This is a genomic window from Streptomyces sp. E11-3 (assembly GCF_046540415.1).
GTDB lineage: Bacteria > Actinomycetota > Actinomycetes > Streptomycetales > Streptomycetaceae > Streptomyces.
In genome coordinates this window covers 1,307,589-1,323,016 of record NZ_JAZGRL010000002.1, presented here as the reverse complement: position 1 = coordinate 1,323,016, position 15,428 = coordinate 1,307,589, and the positions used below count along the sequence as shown (strand labels likewise).

Below are 15,428 nucleotides of genomic sequence, written 5' to 3'. Positions count from 1 at the left end.
CATGGCGTTCCCTGACGTCAACGAATCCCTGATCGCCTACCTGAGTTCGATCGTGGCGCCGGTGCGAGTGGTGTCCCGTGTGCCCGACCCGCGCCCGACCGGGCTGGTGCAGGTTCGCCGGGTCGGCGGTCCGGCCACACCCCCGGTACGGGATGCGGCCCGCGTCGACATCTGGTGCTGGGAGGCCGACGACCGGTCGGCCATGGCCCTTGCGCTGCAGGTCCGCACCGCCATATGGGCACTGTCCGGCACCGCCCTGCTGGGCTTTCCCTGCTACCGCGTAAGCGAGTTCCTCGGCCCCCGTCTCGACGAGGACCCCGTCACCAATCGCCCACGCGCGTGGGCCACCTACCAACTCCTGGTCCGCGCCGACGAGGCGATCGAACCAGCCCCTTGACCTCTTGTTCTCCCGGTGATGTCCGCGCGCCCGGGTGACCCCCTATGCCCTTGCGAAGGAGATCACCATGGCACTTGCGGCCGACGAAGTCCGGGTAGCGATCACGGGGGAGCTGTTCTCCGCGCCGCCCGGCAGCACCGCCCCCACCGACGCAGCCACCGCGCTGGACGCCGCGTTCATCGGGCACGGCTACGTGTCTGAAGACGGCGTGACCGAGAACTGGGACGACAGCGTCGACAACATTGTGGCCTGGCAGAACGCCGTCACCGTGCGCGCGGCGCGCACCGAGTCGACGCTCACCCTCGCCTGCACGCTGATCCAGACCCGCGGCTCCAACCTCGAACTCTTCTACCCAGGTTCGAGCGTGGTCGCGAACCTCGCCGAGTGGCAGATCGACGTCAAGCCCGCCACGGCGGACCCACGCGCCTTCGTCCTCAACGTCGTTGACGGTACGGAGCTGATCCGGATCTACATCGGCAACGGCGAGCTCACCGAGCGCGGTGAAGTTCCGTACCAGAACGGCGAGGCCGTCATGTACCCGGTGACGATCACCGCCTACCCGGACGCCAACGGCAACCTCATGCAGAAGTTCAGCAACAGCGCTGCGTGGGGGACGCTCACCTGATCGCGTCCCGGGGGCATCTCGCGCGGAGTGTCCCCGGGGCGTACCCACCTGTCCGCGCGCACCAGCAAGGGAGATCCGCGCATGGCCTTCGACGCCCGCAAGATCGCAGCAGAGCAGAACACCGACCCGTTCGTCTTCACCGGCATGGACGGCGAGGAGTACGAACTGCCCAACATCAACACCCTGTCCGGGGAGCAGGCCCGCCGCTTCCGCGAAGGCGACGAGTCCGTCCTCGAGGAGCTCGCCGACGATGACGTCCTGGACGCCATCGACGAGATGCCTGTCGGTGTCCAGGGCCAGATGTCGCGAGCCTGGGTCGAGCACGGAGGCCAGCCGGGAAAAGCGGCCTCGCGGTCATCGGGGCGCCGCAAGCCCGCGAAGCCCTCGCGCTCGACCTCGTCCTCCGCGGCTCGCCGCACCAGGTCGAATCGCTCACGGTAGGCCGCATCTCCGGCCTGTACGAGGCGCTGCGTCACGACCCGTCCAGCATCACCGCGCAGGTCGCTGGCGGGGACGGACACGCTCGCGCCGAGCACCTGCTGTACCTGCTGGTTGACGAGTTGCGGACGGCCAACTGGCAGCGGTCGAAGGATGGTCAGAAGGGCCGCAACCGGCCCAAGCCCATCAGCCCGCTGGCGAAGAAGCCGGGCGTGCGCACGGGCCGTACCGACCGGGACCCGGCCGACGTGATGCGGCTGCTGAACACCGTGGGGGCCGCACCCACAACTGCATAGAGGGGGCCCGTCATGGCCGAGGAAGTCGGCGTCGCGTTCGTACGCCTGGTCCCGTCCATGCGGGGGTTCGGGCCGGAGGCTCAGCGGGCGCTGAACGACGCCACCCGGGGCCCTGCTGCGGCGGCGGGGCAACAGGCGGGCGGCCGGTTCGGCGGGGCGTTCAAGACCGCCCTGCTCGGTGCTGGCGTCGTCGCCGGGGCCGCGCTCATCGGCGGGGTCACGGAGGCCCTGGACCAGGGGCGCATCATCGGCAAGCTGCGGGCCCAGCTCGGCGCGACTCCGGCCGAGGCCGAGAAGTACGGCAAGATCGCAGGCAGCCTCTACTCCAACGCCGTCACCCAGGACTTCCAGGGCGCGGCCGACGCGATCTCGGCGACGATGCGCGCGGGGCTGGTGCCCCCGGGCGCGACGAACAAGCAGATCGAGTCGATCGCCACCAAGGTCACCGACCTCAGCAACACGTTCGAGCTGGACCTGGGGCAGTCGGCGAACGCGGTCGGCCAGATCATGAAGACCGGCCTGGCGCCCAACGCCAAGACTGCGCTCGACGTCATGGCCAAGGGCCTGCAGGGCATGGGCCCCCGGGCCGATGACCTGGCCGACACGTTCAACGAGTACAGCGTGCAGTTCCAGCGCCTGGGCCTGGACGCCACCACCGCAACGGGCCTGCTCTCTCAGGGGCTCAAGGCTGGTGCCCGTGACACGGACGTGGTCGCCGACGCCTTGAAGGAGTTCACCCTCGAGGGCGTCCAGGGCTCGGACAAGATCGTTGGCGGGTTCAAGGCCATCGGGCTGAACGCCGACAAGATGGTCGGGATGATCAGTGAGGGTGGCCCGAAGGCCTCCGAGGCGCTGCAGATCACGCTGGACACGCTGCGGGACATGGAGGACCCGGTCAAGCGGGACGCGGCCGCGGTCGAGTTGTTCGGCACCAAGTCCGAGGACATGCAGAAGGCGCTCCTGGCGCTCGACCCGTCCAAGGCCACAGCAGAGTTGGGCAGGACCGCAGGGGCTGCTGATGGCCTCGGCGACAGCCTTCGTGACAACGCGGGCGTGAAGGTCGAGCAGTTCAAGCGCACGCTGCAGCAGGGGTTCGTGGAGTTCCTCGGCTCCGAGGTCATCCCGCGCGTACAGACCTTCGTCGGGTTCCTCCGGGACAACCAGGACGAGCTGAAGCTGTTCGCGTCGGTCATCACCGCCGTGGTCGTGCCTGCGCTGCTGCTGCTGGCCGGGCGGGCGATGTGGACCGGGCTGCAGATGGCCGCGGCCTGGGTGGTCGCGCTGGGGCCGATCGGATGGATCGGTCTGGCGATCGGCGCCCTGGTCGTGCTCGTCATCACCTACTGGGACGAGATCGTCTCTTTCACGAAGACCGCCTGGGCCGCTGTCTGGGATTTCATCAAGGGCATCGGCCGAATGCTGCTGGATCTCTTCCTGAACTGGACGATCGTCGGCCTGGTGATCAAGCACTGGTCGGCGATCCGAGAGAAGACGTCAGCGGCCTGGCGGGGGATCGTCGACTGGCTCAAGGGCGTCCCGCGCATGATCTACAACGCCTTCCTGAACTTCACGCCCATCGGACTGATGATCAAACACTGGTCGGCGATCAAGAAGGCGATCGTGTCCAAGGCGCTGGAGGCGGTCGCGTGGGTCAAGGGCTTGCCCGGCATGATCGGTCGCGCGATTGGGTCGCTGCATCGGCTGCTCTACGACAAGGGCCGCGATGTCGTGCGCGGGCTGTGGAACGGCATCAAAGGGATGGGTCGCTGGCTGCGGTCCACCCTGGTCGGCTGGGCCAAGCGGATCGTCCCTGGCCCCATCGCCAAGGCCCTCGGCATCAGTTCGCCGTCGAAGGTGATGGCCAAGCAAGTGGGCCGGTGGATTCCCGCAGGCATCGCTGAGGGCTGGGAGTCCGGCATGGGCGACGTCACCGCGATGGGGCCCGCCACCGCGCGCGCCGCGCTGCCCGCTGCGGCCGTCGGCCAGCGCACCTCAGCCGCGGCCGCTACTCCGACCGTCGTCCTGGACGCGCACGGCATGCCGCGCGCGCTGGTCGAGTGGCTGCGCAACGCGATCCGCACCGAGGCCGGCGGCTCCGCTGAGCGGTTCTTCAAGCCTGCCCGCTGACGAGGAGGTGCCCCGTGGCGTTCCCCGCCGACCGGCTCGCGCATCGGCTACAGGCCGCGTTCGGCGCCGACGTGGACACGGACCCGTCCACTTGGACGTGGACCGATATCACCGCGGACATCCACGCCCAGCAGGTCACGATCAACCGCGGACAGGCCAACGAGGCCAGCGCCGCGCAGCCGACCAGCATCTCGCTGACGCTGGACAACCAGCACGGCAACTACACCCCCGACAACCCCCTCAGCACGTACTACCCGAATGTGGACCTGGGGGTGCCGCTGCGGTACTCCGTGGAAGGCGCGACCCCGTACCTGGAGCTCGACGGCCCCGGTCGTGCCGCTACCCCGGACGCCGCGCCGCTGGACGTCACCGGCGACATCGACGTGCGCCTGGACGCGACCCTGGACGCCTGGGCGGGGCAGGGCACGTTCCGGGAGCTGGCAGGCAAGTACGTCATCGCGGGAGATCAGCGGTCCTGGCTGCTGCTGACCAGCCCTGACGGACACCTGACGTTCCGCTGGTCCCCCGACGGCGTGACGATTCCCTCCCCGTCGTCTACGGTGCCGCTGTCGGTACCGGGCTCGGGGCGCCTCGCGGTGCGTGCCACGCTCGACGTCGACAACGGCGAGGGTGGCCACACCGTGACCTTCTACACCGCGCCGTCTCTGGCCGGGCCATGGAGCCAGCTCGGGGACCCGTTCACCGGTGCCGGGGCCAGTGCGGTGTTCGCGAGTTCCGCGCCGCTTCACGTCGGCGATGTGGGCGGGATCGGCTTCCAGACTCCTTCCGGGCAGCTGCACGGATTCGAGCTGCGCGACGGCATCAACGGCACCGTGGTGGCTGACCCCGACTTCGGCGTACAGGAGCCCGGAGCCACGTCTTTCGAGGACAGTGCGGGACGCACGTGGACTCTCCAGGGCAGCGCCGAGATCACCCCCTGGCAGCACCGGTTCATCGGACACGCCACCAGCTGGGAACCCGCGTGGCCGTACGGCGACCTCTCCAACGAGGACACCGGGTATCAGGGCGAGTCCCAGGTCGACGTGCGCGCCTCCGGGGTTCTGCAGCGCCTCGGGCAGGGAGAGTCCGAGCTGGCGTCGACGCTGCGCCGCCGCATCCCGTCCTTCGCCCCGTTGGCGTACTGGCCGATGGAAGACGGCCAGTCCGCGACCCAGGCGTACAGCCCCATCGAGGGCGTATCCCCGCTGACCCTGACGCATGCCAACTGGGGCTCCGTAGACTCGCTGGCCTCCTCGAGGGCGCTTCCGGCTCTGGCCTCCAGCGGCAGCGACCTGCCCATGATGCACGGTACTGTTCCCGCTCCCGCCAGCGCGTTGACGTCGTGGAGTGTGCAGTACGTCTACCGTCTCGACTCCATCCCCTCAGCGCTGCGGACGTTCTTGCGTATCCGTACGAGCGGCACGGTCGCGGAGTGGTACATCCAGAGTCAGGACAACCTGAGCCGCCTGCTCGGCCGGGACGAGGACGGCGCCACCATCGTCGACCACCCCATCGGCACCGGCAACGACCTGTTCAACCAGTGGATGCTGGTGGAGTTCCGGGCCACACAGAACGGCGGCAACGTCGATTGGGTGCTGCGGTGGACCGACGTCGGCGGCGACGCCGGGGCGGTCAACGGCAGCGTCGCCGGGACCCTCGGCCGCCCCATCGGTGTCGCCTCCCCGCCCGACGGCTACAGCCCGCTGCTGGACGGCATGGCCATCGGCCACATCTCGGTGTGGCCCACCGCCACCACCACCGCCTACCTCGGCGCGATCGACGCATGGGCCGGGGAGACCGCTGGCGCGCGCATGGTGCGCCTGTGCCAGGAAGAGGGCGTACCGCTCGCCGTTGTCGGCGACACGGCCGATACCCAGCCGGTAGGACCGCAACGCCCCGCGACGCTGCTGGCGCTTCTGGCCGAGGCCGCGGCCGTGGACGGCGGCATGCTCGGCGAGCAGCGCTCGGCGCGGGGCCTGCGCTACCGCACCCGCGCCAGCCTCTACAACCAGGCCCCGGCGCTGGTCCTGGACGCCAGCGCGAACGAGATCACCAACCCGTTCTCTCCGGTCCTGGACGACCAGCGCATCCGCAACGACGTCCTGGTCTCGCGTGACGGCGGCTCGGCGGCGCCTGCGGTCGATGACGCCTCGGTGGCCCGGCACGGCCGCTACGACGAACAGATCACCGTCAACGCCTACACGGACGAGCAGCTGCCTGGCCTGGCCGGGTGGCGGCTGCACCTGGGCACCTGGCCCGGCATGCGGTACCCGGCCGTAACGACCGAGCTGGCGATCGCGCCGCAGCTGATCGCCCAGTGGCTGACGCTGAACGACGGGGACCGCGTCCAGGTCAGGAATCTGCCGCGGCCGCAGCATCCGGTCGACACGGTGGACCTGATCCTGCGCGGCTACAGCGAGACCCTGTCGCCCACCCGCTGGACCGTCACCGGCAACACCACCCCAGCCGGGCCGTGGCAGACGGGCGTCACCGGCATCAACAGCGGTGAACCTGCAGGCGGGACGTCCGGCGAGGTGGCGCGCGTCGATACTGACGGCACCCAGCTGGCAGACGCGGCCGGGGCGGACGACACGACGCTGTATGTGGTGGTCACGGACGGCCCACTGTGGATCACCGCGACGCCAGTGATGAACCCCAATCCGGACTTCGAGGCCGCCCTGGATGGGTGGACCGGGTTCGGGTGCACCCTGGCCCGCGTCCCTACCCCCCAGTCCGCCCCGGTTGACGGGGCATGGTCGTTGGAGCTCACGCCCGATGGCATCGCCGAGTTCCCCAACGCGGGCAGCGACCAGGTCCCCGTCATCGAGGGCCTGCAGTACACGGTCTCCGGATGGCTGCGCTGCACCACCACACGCTCGGTCGCCTTGAACCTGAACTGGTTCACCGGAGGGAGCTATCTGTCCACCAGCTCCAACGACCAGCCGGTAGAAGCAGAGGTCTGGACCTACTTCGAGCTGACCGCGACCGCGCCAGCTACCGCAACAACAGCGAACCTCGCCCCGACCGTGCCCGATTTCCCGCCGCCCGAGGACGTGCTGATCTGCGATCAGCTGACCCTGCGCCCCGCGCTCGTCGGGGCGCTGCCTGCCGAGTTCCCGTTCGCCGTGAAGTTCGGCGGGGAGGTGGCGCGGGTGACCGCGATTGAACCTCGGCTGCTGAACACCAATCCGCAGATCGTTGTCGACACGGCCGGTTGGACGGGGGAGGACGCGACGATCAGCCGGTCGACGGCGCAGGTCCACCCCGACGGCATCGCCAGCCTGTTCATCGAGCCTGACGGTGTCGCGTCTGCGGGCGGGGCCCGGTCCGATCAGTCCGCGACCGGCACCGTCACCTCCGGCGCCTCGTACACCGCCGCACTGTGGGCGTACACGGCTGGCGGCTGGTCGGACTTGGGTCCGGCGGTCAGCTGGTACGACGCGGGCGGCGCGTTCCTCTCGGCGGATTTCGGCGGAACGGCGGTGTCGGCCGGGGTGTGGACGTTGGTGGAAGCGACGTTCACCGCTCCGGCGTCTGCGTCGCGGGCGGTGATCCGCGCCCGCCACGGCGACACACCGTCCCTGGCGGACACCTGGTACGCGTGGGACATCCGCCTCACCGCCGACGCGGAGCAGGCGTTCACCGTGACCCGCTCGATCAACGGCGTCAGCAAGCCGCATGCGGCGGGTGCGGATCTGCGGCTCGCGCAGCCGACCATCGTCGCCCTGTAAGGAGGTATCGCTGTGGCGTACGACCCGTGGCAGCCCGGCCTGCGGATCACCGCGAACCGGCTGCTTGCAATCTCGCCGACGTGGCAGGACTGGACGCCGGTGTGGACCACCTCCACCGGTGCCAACACGCCGTCCTTCGGGGACGCCGCGATCATCGCCCGCTACGCCCAGACGGCGCACGTTGTGCTCTGGCGGCTGCAGATCGCCTTCGGTGCAACGACCGACTTCGGCGGTGGCGGGGCGTCCGACAACTGGCGGTTCTCGATTCCCGTCACGTCGAACGAGTCGCAGCTCATCGCCGGGTACGGAGAGATCCAGGGCGCCAACTCTGCGGAGCGGTTCCCGGTCCGGGCCCGCCTGACCACGACCACGGATCTGGAGTTGGAGCTGTCGGGCGGGGCGTACAACAACATGACCGGCAACTCCTCTGGCCTGGTCGATGCGGCGACCCCGTTCGGTGCGGGCTCGTCGGGGTCGACCGCGTGGGGCAATGGCTTCTCGATCCGCCTCCAGGGCCAGTACGAGACCGCATAGCCCTCTGCACCCCACACGCCCCGCGCCGCCCGGCCGGGGCCTTCCTCATGTCTGGAGACCTCATGGCCACTCCACTCTCCGCCGCGGCGCTCCTGGCAGCGCTGAGGGCCGAGGGCGTACGCGCGGTGGAGCGCTCAGGCTGGCGTACGCACCACCGTAACCACAAGGGCCCATGGGGCGGCGTGAACGGCGTCGCCATCCACCACACGGCCGGGGCAAGCAGCCTGAACTTCGTGTGGTCGGGCATGGCGTCGCTCCCGGGCCCGCTGTGCCACACGCACCTGGCCAAGAACGGCACCGCGACGATGATCAGCGCGGGCCGAGCCAACCACTTCGGCACGATGGCCCGCAACGCCTACGACGCGATGGTCGACGAGTCGCCGAACCACCCGCGCCCGGACGCGGCGGAGCCGATCGACGGCAACCGGCATCTGTACGGCATCGAGATCGAGAACCTCGGCGACGGCCGCGACCCGTATCCGGCTGTCCAGTACGACCAGGCGGTGCGCTGGGCGGCGGCGATCTGCCGCGCCCATGGCTGGACCGAGCACTCGGTGATCGGCCACGGGGAAGGCACCCGCCGCAAGATCGACCCCAGCTTCGACATGAACACCTTCCGCGCTGACGTCGCCGCACGCCTGCGCCACCCCGCCGACTGGAACCCCGAGGAGGACGACGACATGGCCCTGTCGAAGGAAGACGTCGAGAGGATCGCCCAGCGCGTCTGGGAGAAGGACCACTTCATCAACGTGCCCTGGGGCACTGAGACCAACGGGCAGTGGATGGCCAAGTCGATCCTCGTCGACACCGGCGCCCGACTGCGCGCCTTGCAGGCCGCGGTGACCGAGCTGGCGGCGCGGGGCGCTGCCCGTGACGCGGTGCTGGCCCGGCTCGCTGAGGGCGGCGGGTTGAGCGCTGCGGACGCGCAGCGGGCCGCGGAGGCAGGCGCGACCGCGGCACTGGACCGGCTGGCGATCGCGCTGGCCGCAGACGTGGAGGGCTGAGTCTTGGGAGACAAGGCGGCACAGCTCATGGCGCAGGTCGCGATATTCGCGATCTCCGTGGCCGGATACGTAGCGTTGTCGATCAAGGGCGAGGCGACCGCCGAGTACGTGACCCTGGTCGGGCCGGTGCTGGGGGCGGCGTTCCTGATGACGCACCTGCGCGGGCAGGACAAGGTACTGGGAGAGATCCACGAGAACACCAACGGCGTCCTGACTAAGCGCATCGAGGACGGAGTCAGGGCAGTACTCGACGATCGCAGCACATCATGAGCACGGCCGACATCATCTGGGGCGGCCTGCTCGCCGCGGGCGCCGGGTTCGAGGTGTACGCGCTGCGCAACGGCCGGGAGGGAGACACCCTGTCGGAGCGGACGCGCGCCTGGTTCCGGGTCCGCACCCGGCCGGGCCGCGCGGTCTTCGCGGTCGCATGGTGCGGGTTCGCGGCCTGGTTTCTGATCCACATCCTGACGTGACATCCCCCGCCGCCCGAAGGCGGCGGGGGCTTCCTGTGCACACGCGCCATACCGACTGCCCGTCCACCACACGGATTGTGAGCACCATGGCCGCCTGGACACTCCACACCGGAGACGCCCTGACCCTCCTCCCGGACCTCACTGACCCCGTCGACGCAGTGATCTGCGATCCGCCGTACAACTCCGGTGGCCGCACCATGACCGCACGCACCAGCCGTACCGCACGCCAGAAGTACCTCACCGAAGGCGGCCGCAACCACGGCTTCGACCTCGGCGACTTCACCGGTGACAACCGAGACCAGCGCTCCTACACCTCCTGGCTCTCCCAGATCCTGGCCCATTGCCACCGGCTCACCCGCCCTGGTGGTGCCGCTCTCGTCTTCACCGACTGGCGCCAGCTGCCCGCCACCACCGACGCCGTCCAGGCCGCTGGCTACACCTGGCGCGGCATCGCCGTCTGGCACAAGGCCACCGCCCGCCCGCAGCCCGGACGCCTCAAGCAGGACTGCGAGTTCATCGTCTGGGGCAGCCGGGGAGCGATGGTTCCCGGAAACGATCCGGTGTATCTACCCGGCCACTTCACCGGCAGCCAGCCCCGCGGCGACAACCGCCGCCACATCACCCAGAAGCCCCTGGAAGTGATGCGGCAGCTGGTCCGTATCTGCCCACCTGGCGGGACCGTGCTCGACCCGTTCACCGGGTCCGGCACCACCGGCGCGGCCGCACTCGCCGAGGGCCGCAACTTCGTTGGCATCGAACAGTCGCCCGCCTACGCCACCATCGCCCGCGACCGACTCACCACGGCCGCGTGACCCAACCACCCGCTGAAACGATCCTGCCCCCTGTCTGGCCTTCGGGCCGGGCAGGGGGCCATTCATCATGCCTAAGCCCAGGCGCCCTGTTGCGGCGTACGGGCCTCCCGCTACCGTGCGCGCGTCGGCCACCGCCGACCACGACCAGAAGGGGGGCCAAGATGGCCCGCAAGCTATGGAAGGTCGGCACCAACAGCGGCAACGACGGATGCCCAACCCTCTACGAACTCCCCGGCACAGACCGCTACGTCGTCCAGGGCGACCGCGTCACCGACCCCGCTGAACTCGCCCAGCTGGAGAACCTCACCGCCGACGAGGGCGCCGTCACCGTGCCGCGTGAACTGCTCGCCAACTTCGGCCCGAAGGAGCCCGTGCACGTGCGCCAGACCGTCAGCGCCGAAGAGTTCGGCCGCATGTTCACCACGCTGAAGTTCTCCGCGTGGCGCCTGGAGACCCGTCGCCGCTACGCCTGGGACGAGACCCAGGACACCTACGGTCAGTTCGCCGCGGGTGAGCCCGTGGCGTGGGACCTCGACGACGCTTGGTGCCGTGGGCGCCGCGAGCAGAGTGCCCTCGGCAAGCGGTTCGAGCGTGTCCGCGTCCTCGACGAACCGCCCACGCCCGGACAGCTGTACCTCCTGGACAACGCCCGCAGGAACACTGCGGCTGGGGAGACCATCCGCGTCCTGACCCGCAGCAAGGCCGATGAGCTCAACCTCCCGGAAGAGGACTTCTGGATCTTCGATTCCCGTGTCGTCGCCCTGCTCCACTTCGACGATGCCGACGAGATGGGTGACATCGAGCTGATCACCAACCCGGTGGACGTCCTCCGTTACGCGCGGGTCCGCGAGGCGGCGTGGCATCATGCCGTGCCCTACGACCAGGTCTGACGGTAACTTCGCTATGTGACCACGGACTTCCAGCAGGCCCGCGAGGCGCTCGGCAGACGGCTCCGTGAGCTGCGCGCCGGAACGACTCAACGGGCCCTGGCCGCGGTGCTGGGGTGGCCTCAGGCGAAGGTGTCCAAGCTAGAGACCGGACGCCAGACGGCCACCCCTGACGACCTGAAAGCATGGGCAGCAGCCACCGGGAATCCTCAGGTTGCTGAAGAGCTGGTGACCCGTCTCCAGGGGCTGGAGGCCCGGACGCGGTCCTGGCGGCGCCAGCTCAGCTCCGGTCACCGCCCCGTTCAGGACGTCCTCATGGTCGAGTACGAGCAGTCGACTGTGCTGCGCGCGTGGCAGGGTGCCATGGTCGTCGGGCTGCTCCAGACCCCGGACTACGCCCGGCACGTCTTCGCCCGGTTCGCTGAGCTTCAGCAGTCCCCGCGGGATGTCGAGGACGCCGTACGGGCCCGCATGCGCCGCCAGGAGCTGCTCTACCGACCGGGCCGGACGTTCCACATCCTCCTGTCAGAGGCCGCCCTGCACGCCGGGGTGGCCCCGCCCGATGTCCTCGCGGCTCAACTGGACCGCCTGGCTAGCGTGATCGGCCTGGACAGTGTGCGCCTGGGAATCATCCCTCTCACCGCGCCTCTCGCTATCCCGCCCGGCAACGGGTTCTGGCTGTACGACGACCGGCTCGCGATCGTCGAGGAGTGGCACGCTGAGCTGTGGCTCAACGACGGCGACAACGTGGCCCTGTACGGGCGCGTGTGGGAGACGCTGGATCAGTCGGCGGTCTACGGCACCCAGGCGCGGCGGCTGATAGCGCGGGCCCGCGCTCACTTCTCCGACCTCGCGTGAACATCACGGCGAATCATCCCCGGTGCTGAGCGAATATTCGCGAATCAGACCGCGCGTTGATTCTCCGGTCTCCTTACGGTGCTGGTCATGGCCACAAACACACACGCCGCGCGATGTGAGTCCGGAGATGCGTGGCTCGCCAGCTGCTCGTTACGGCCGAACCTCGTCCGCGACGTCTGGGATATGGACGGGCTCGCGCCCATCCACACCGGCACACACTGGCTCGCCGCCGAGGCCCGCCTCGACGCTGCGATGTCCGTGCTGCGGGACCTCCCGCGTACCCGGCGCGGACCGCTGCTCGCCGACCCCATGATCGGTGCCGCATGGTGGCTTGTTCCCCTCGACGCGGCCGAGCAGCTGGCCGACGTCCGGGCCCTGACCGTGCACCCGCCGGACTGGCCGCTGCACTGCCCGCCGACGGGCTGGCCCGTGTGCGGCCGGGTCTGGCTCGACCGGCCCGACGGGTCAGGACGGCTCACCAACCCCGCGACGCTGGGCGCCGTGTTCGGGCCTGGCCGAGGCCCTCGACTGCCTGCGGAGGCATTCGGATGACGACGGCCATGGACCAGCCAATCGCCCCCGGCCTGCCCCTCGAGGAACTCGAGGAACTCGAGGAACCCGAGCCCGAAGCTGACTGCGATGTCTGCACCGCGCTGTCCAAGCAGCGCGCCGAGGCCGACGCCCGCGGCGACCAGTCTGCGGTGACGGACTGCAACGCCGAGATCCGCAACCACCATCGACGACACCGGAGGCGGAAGTGACAAGCCCCGACTGGCAATGGCGCGACACCGGCAGCGGACCCGGTCACCTGCAACGCATCGCCGCCAACGCCAGACACAGCCGCAGCCGAGACGCGTACCGCGTCTACCTCGACCACTGCGCGGGCTGCACGGCGTGCCGTACTGAGCCCGTCCTCTGCCCGGACGGCGAGCGGCTGAAGGGCGTCTGGCGTACGGCGTGGGTCGAGGGGCGCGCCTCGTGATCTGCTGCCGCTGTGACCGGGGCATCAAGCCCGGTGAGGCATACCAGTCATTCCCGATTGACTCCGCGTCTGGCGGTGGCATCACTGTGTACCGACACGTCGTGTGCCCGACGGAGCGCCGCTGAGACTCCCCGAGGTTAAGCCTCGGGGCGGGCGCCTGCGTGACGGCCCGAGTTGGGGCGCAGGCGCCCAATCGAGTGCCGAGGCTCACGGAATGAGGTCGCGAAGGGGCACGCCGAGCGCGTCGGCAATGCGGATCAGGGTGTCGATCGTCGCTGCGGAATGGCCCTGCTCGATGCGGACATAGTTCGGCCGCTCCATGGGGACACGGTTAGCGACGGCTTCCTGAGTCAGGTTCGCCCGTATCCGCGTTGCTCGGATCTGATCGCCGATGCGTCGTCGCCTGGCGACCACCCAGTCTGGCGAGGAAGACGAGCGCGGCACCTGTCCACGCTCGCGGCATCAAGATCGAATGGCTGTACTGTCAACGATACATTTTGTGATCTTGTTGCTGCGAGTGGTAGACCAGGGGAGAGTCGTAACCGGAATCTCGCCCCTCACATGTGGTGCCGCCGCAGGGAGCCGCGTAGGCTCCAATTTCGAACGCGTGTTCCCGAGCGTGCTCGACGTTCGTGCGCACCCTAGGCGCGCCGGGGTGTCCTAGGTGGCCCCCTGGTGATCCCCGGCGCTTAACCGCCCCTCCCTCGCGTGCGGGGGAGGGGCGGCACATTGCTTGCCTGACCTGCGGTGATCCGAAGATCGTTTAGGAGGGATTTAGGGGATTGAATGCCGCAGGGGGTATGTCGGTGGACTGTAGGCACTGTGTAGGCAGAGCGGGCGGACATTCGTGGCATCGCCCATACCTCGTCGCCTACCTGCGAACTCTTGACTCTAACGCCAGGTCAACTGCCGCACTACGCAGCCTCAGAAAACTCCTGAACTTCATCATCGCCGAGGTCATCCGGCACCACGAGACCATCGCCGTCGAAGCAGCACCCAAGGCCACCAGCGAGTAGCCGAGCAGCGCCCCGGGACTGTGCCGCACCCCACCCATCAGGCAGCATGGCCCCATGTCCGTTCTGACGCGCGACGAAGCGCAGACCCGAGCCCGGCACCTCGACATCCACCGGTACGAGGTCGACCTCGACCTCACCGGTGGCGACGACACCTTCGCCTCCCGCACCGCGATCCACTTCACGGCCCGCGCGGACACCGACACCTTCGTCGAGCTCAAGCCCGCCACCCTGCGCTCCGCCACCCTCGACGGACAACCACTCGACCCCCACACCCTCGACGGCGCCCGCCTCCCCCTCAAGAACCTCACCGCCGGACCCCACGAACTGCACATCGACGCCGACATGCGCTACTCCCGCACCGGCGAAGGCATGCACCGCTTCACCGACCCCACCGACGGCGAAACGTACCTCTACACCCAGCTCTGCATGGACGACGCCCAACGCGTCTTCGCCGCCTTCGACCAGCCCGACCTCAAGGCCGTCTTCGCCTTCACCGTCACCGCACCACCCGAGTGGACCGTCCTCGGCAACGGCATCGCCACCCCCCTCGGCAACGGCCAATGGACCATCGCCGACACCCCCCGCATCTCCACCTACCTCGCCGCCATCGCCGCCGGCCCCTACCACTCCGTACGCACCCAGCACCGCGGCCTGCCCTTCGCCCTCCACTGCCGCCGCTCCCTCGCCCCCCACCTCGACGCCGACGCCGACGAAATCCTCACCGTCACCCGCGCCTGCTTCGACCGCTACCACGAAAAATTCGACGAGCCCTACCCCTTCGACTCCTACGACCAGGCCTTCGTCCCCGAATTCAACGCCGGCGCCATGGAAAACCCCGGCCTCGTCACCTTCCGCGACGAATTCGTCTACCGCTCCGCCGTCACCGACACCGAACGCCAGACCCGCGCCATGGTCATCGCCCACGAAATGGCCCACATGTGGTTCGGCGACCTCGTCACCCTCCAGTGGTGGGACGACATCTGGCTCAACGAGTCCTTCGCCGAATACATGGGCTACCAGGTCACCTCCGAAGCCACCCGCTTCCACGACACCTGGACCGACTTCGGAGTCACCCGCAAGGGCTGGGGCTACGACGCCGACCAGCGACCCTCCACCCACCCCGTCGCCCCCGACCCCGAACTCGTCCCCGACACCGCCGCCGCACAACTCAACTTCGACGGCATCTCCTACGCCAAGGGCGCATCCGCCCTGCGCCAACTCGTCGCCTGGCTCGGCGAAAAAGACTTC

At 69.2% G+C, this 15,428-nt stretch carries 17 protein-coding genes and 1 pseudogene; 17 read left to right on the top strand and 1 reads right to left on the bottom strand.

The features are described from left to right. The first annotated feature begins 1 nt into the window (after window position 1). The 16 genes from U9R90_RS24970 (at window position 2) to U9R90_RS24895 (ending at window position 13,164) form a co-directional block, all read left to right on the top strand. Window positions 2-397, top strand: coding sequence for a hypothetical protein (locus tag U9R90_RS24970; protein WP_411058905.1), 396 nt, complete (start codon window positions 2-4; stop codon window positions 395-397). Between the two features lie 67 nt (window positions 398-464). Next, on the top strand, window positions 465-1,022 hold the full coding sequence (locus tag U9R90_RS24965; protein WP_411058904.1) for a hypothetical protein: 558 nt from the start codon (window positions 465-467) through the stop codon (window positions 1,020-1,022). An 81-nt stretch (window positions 1,023-1,103) separates the two neighbouring features. Beyond that, window positions 1,104-1,463 carry a hypothetical protein gene (locus U9R90_RS24960; RefSeq protein WP_411058903.1) on the top strand — a complete coding sequence of 120 codons (360 nt, stop codon included), beginning with the start codon at window positions 1,104-1,106 and terminating at the stop codon, window positions 1,461-1,463. Continuing rightward, complete coding sequence (locus tag U9R90_RS24955; RefSeq protein ID WP_411059797.1) at window positions 1,379-1,756, top strand: DUF5361 domain-containing protein; 378 nt, start codon at window positions 1,379-1,381, stop codon at window positions 1,754-1,756. Before U9R90_RS24960 ends, U9R90_RS24955 begins: the two co-directional genes overlap by 85 nt. A 12-nt stretch (window positions 1,757-1,768) precedes the next feature. After that, window positions 1,769-3,883 (top strand): phage tail tape measure protein, encoded by a 2,115-nt coding sequence (locus tag U9R90_RS24950; RefSeq protein ID WP_411058902.1) that lies wholly within the window; start codon window positions 1,769-1,771, stop codon window positions 3,881-3,883. Window positions 3,884-3,897: 14 nt separating this feature from the next. Next, window positions 3,898-7,614, top strand: a complete 3,717-nt coding sequence (locus tag U9R90_RS24945) for a hypothetical protein (protein WP_411058901.1) — start codon at window positions 3,898-3,900, stop codon at window positions 7,612-7,614. Between the two features lie 12 nt (window positions 7,615-7,626). After that, the gene (locus U9R90_RS24940; RefSeq protein ID WP_411058900.1) at window positions 7,627-8,148 is read left to right on the top strand and encodes a hypothetical protein; all 522 of its coding nucleotides are present in this window, start codon (window positions 7,627-7,629) and stop codon (window positions 8,146-8,148) included. Window positions 8,149-8,210: 62 nt separating this feature from the next. Beyond that, window positions 8,211-9,152 (top strand): N-acetylmuramoyl-L-alanine amidase, encoded by a 942-nt coding sequence (locus U9R90_RS24935; protein ID WP_411058899.1) that lies wholly within the window; start codon window positions 8,211-8,213, stop codon window positions 9,150-9,152. A gap of 3 nt (window positions 9,153-9,155) precedes the next feature. Next, window positions 9,156-9,422 carry a hypothetical protein gene (locus tag U9R90_RS24930; protein ID WP_411058898.1) on the top strand — a complete coding sequence of 89 codons (267 nt, stop codon included), beginning with the start codon at window positions 9,156-9,158 and terminating at the stop codon, window positions 9,420-9,422. After that, window positions 9,419-9,625, top strand: coding sequence for a hypothetical protein (locus U9R90_RS24925; RefSeq protein ID WP_411058897.1), 207 nt, complete (start codon window positions 9,419-9,421; stop codon window positions 9,623-9,625). The genes U9R90_RS24930 and U9R90_RS24925 overlap by 4 nt, the downstream gene beginning before the upstream one ends. A gap of 86 nt (window positions 9,626-9,711) precedes the next feature. Next, a complete protein-coding gene (locus U9R90_RS24920; RefSeq protein WP_411058896.1) occupies window positions 9,712-10,437 on the top strand; it encodes a DNA-methyltransferase in 726 nt (241 codons plus the stop codon). Window positions 10,438-10,598: 161 nt separating this feature from the next. Continuing rightward, window positions 10,599-11,327, top strand: coding sequence for a DUF6879 family protein (locus U9R90_RS24915; protein WP_411058895.1), 729 nt, complete (start codon window positions 10,599-10,601; stop codon window positions 11,325-11,327). Window positions 11,328-11,342: 15 nt separating this feature from the next. After that, a complete protein-coding gene (locus U9R90_RS24910) occupies window positions 11,343-12,182 on the top strand; it encodes a helix-turn-helix domain-containing protein (protein ID WP_411058894.1) in 840 nt (279 codons plus the stop codon). Between the two features lie 87 nt (window positions 12,183-12,269). Next, window positions 12,270-12,734, top strand: a complete 465-nt coding sequence (locus U9R90_RS24905) for a hypothetical protein (protein WP_411058893.1) — start codon at window positions 12,270-12,272, stop codon at window positions 12,732-12,734. An 8-nt stretch (window positions 12,735-12,742) separates the two neighbouring features. Continuing rightward, window positions 12,743-12,943 (top strand): hypothetical protein, encoded by a 201-nt coding sequence (locus tag U9R90_RS24900; RefSeq protein ID WP_411058892.1) that lies wholly within the window; start codon window positions 12,743-12,745, stop codon window positions 12,941-12,943. Next, on the top strand, window positions 12,940-13,164 hold the full coding sequence (locus U9R90_RS24895; protein WP_411058891.1) for a hypothetical protein: 225 nt from the start codon (window positions 12,940-12,942) through the stop codon (window positions 13,162-13,164). Before U9R90_RS24900 ends, U9R90_RS24895 begins: the two co-directional genes overlap by 4 nt. 207 nt (window positions 13,165-13,371) lie before the next feature. Here U9R90_RS24895 and U9R90_RS24890 read toward each other — a convergent pair whose 3' ends face one another. Continuing rightward, window positions 13,372-13,578 carry a helix-turn-helix domain-containing protein gene (locus U9R90_RS24890; protein ID WP_411059796.1) on the bottom strand — a complete coding sequence of 69 codons (207 nt, stop codon included), beginning with the start codon at window positions 13,576-13,578 and terminating at the stop codon, window positions 13,372-13,374. Window positions 13,579-14,234: 656 nt separating this feature from the next. Here U9R90_RS24890 and pepN point away from each other — a divergent pair. After that, window positions 14,235-15,428, top strand: a pseudogene (gene pepN / locus U9R90_RS24885) (aminopeptidase N); the annotation flags it as partial.

Coding starts and splice junctions, on each gene's coding strand:
- U9R90_RS24965 (WP_411058904.1), top strand. CDS start 465: ATGGCACTTGCGGCCGACGAAGTCCGGGTAGCGATCACGGGGGAGCTG.
- U9R90_RS24970 (WP_411058905.1), top strand. CDS start 2: ATGGCGTTCCCTGACGTCAACGAATCCCTGATCGCCTACCTGAGTTCG.
- U9R90_RS24905 (WP_411058893.1), top strand. CDS start 12,270: ATGGCCACAAACACACACGCCGCGCGATGTGAGTCCGGAGATGCGTGG.
- U9R90_RS24920 (WP_411058896.1), top strand. CDS start 9,712: ATGGCCGCCTGGACACTCCACACCGGAGACGCCCTGACCCTCCTCCCG.
- U9R90_RS24915 (WP_411058895.1), top strand. CDS start 10,599: ATGGCCCGCAAGCTATGGAAGGTCGGCACCAACAGCGGCAACGACGGA.
- U9R90_RS24960 (WP_411058903.1), top strand. CDS start 1,104: ATGGCCTTCGACGCCCGCAAGATCGCAGCAGAGCAGAACACCGACCCG.
- U9R90_RS24950 (WP_411058902.1), top strand. CDS start 1,769: ATGGCCGAGGAAGTCGGCGTCGCGTTCGTACGCCTGGTCCCGTCCATG.
- U9R90_RS24900 (WP_411058892.1), top strand. CDS start 12,743: ATGGACCAGCCAATCGCCCCCGGCCTGCCCCTCGAGGAACTCGAGGAA.
- U9R90_RS24925 (WP_411058897.1), top strand. CDS start 9,419: ATGAGCACGGCCGACATCATCTGGGGCGGCCTGCTCGCCGCGGGCGCC.
- U9R90_RS24935 (WP_411058899.1), top strand. CDS start 8,211: ATGGCCACTCCACTCTCCGCCGCGGCGCTCCTGGCAGCGCTGAGGGCC.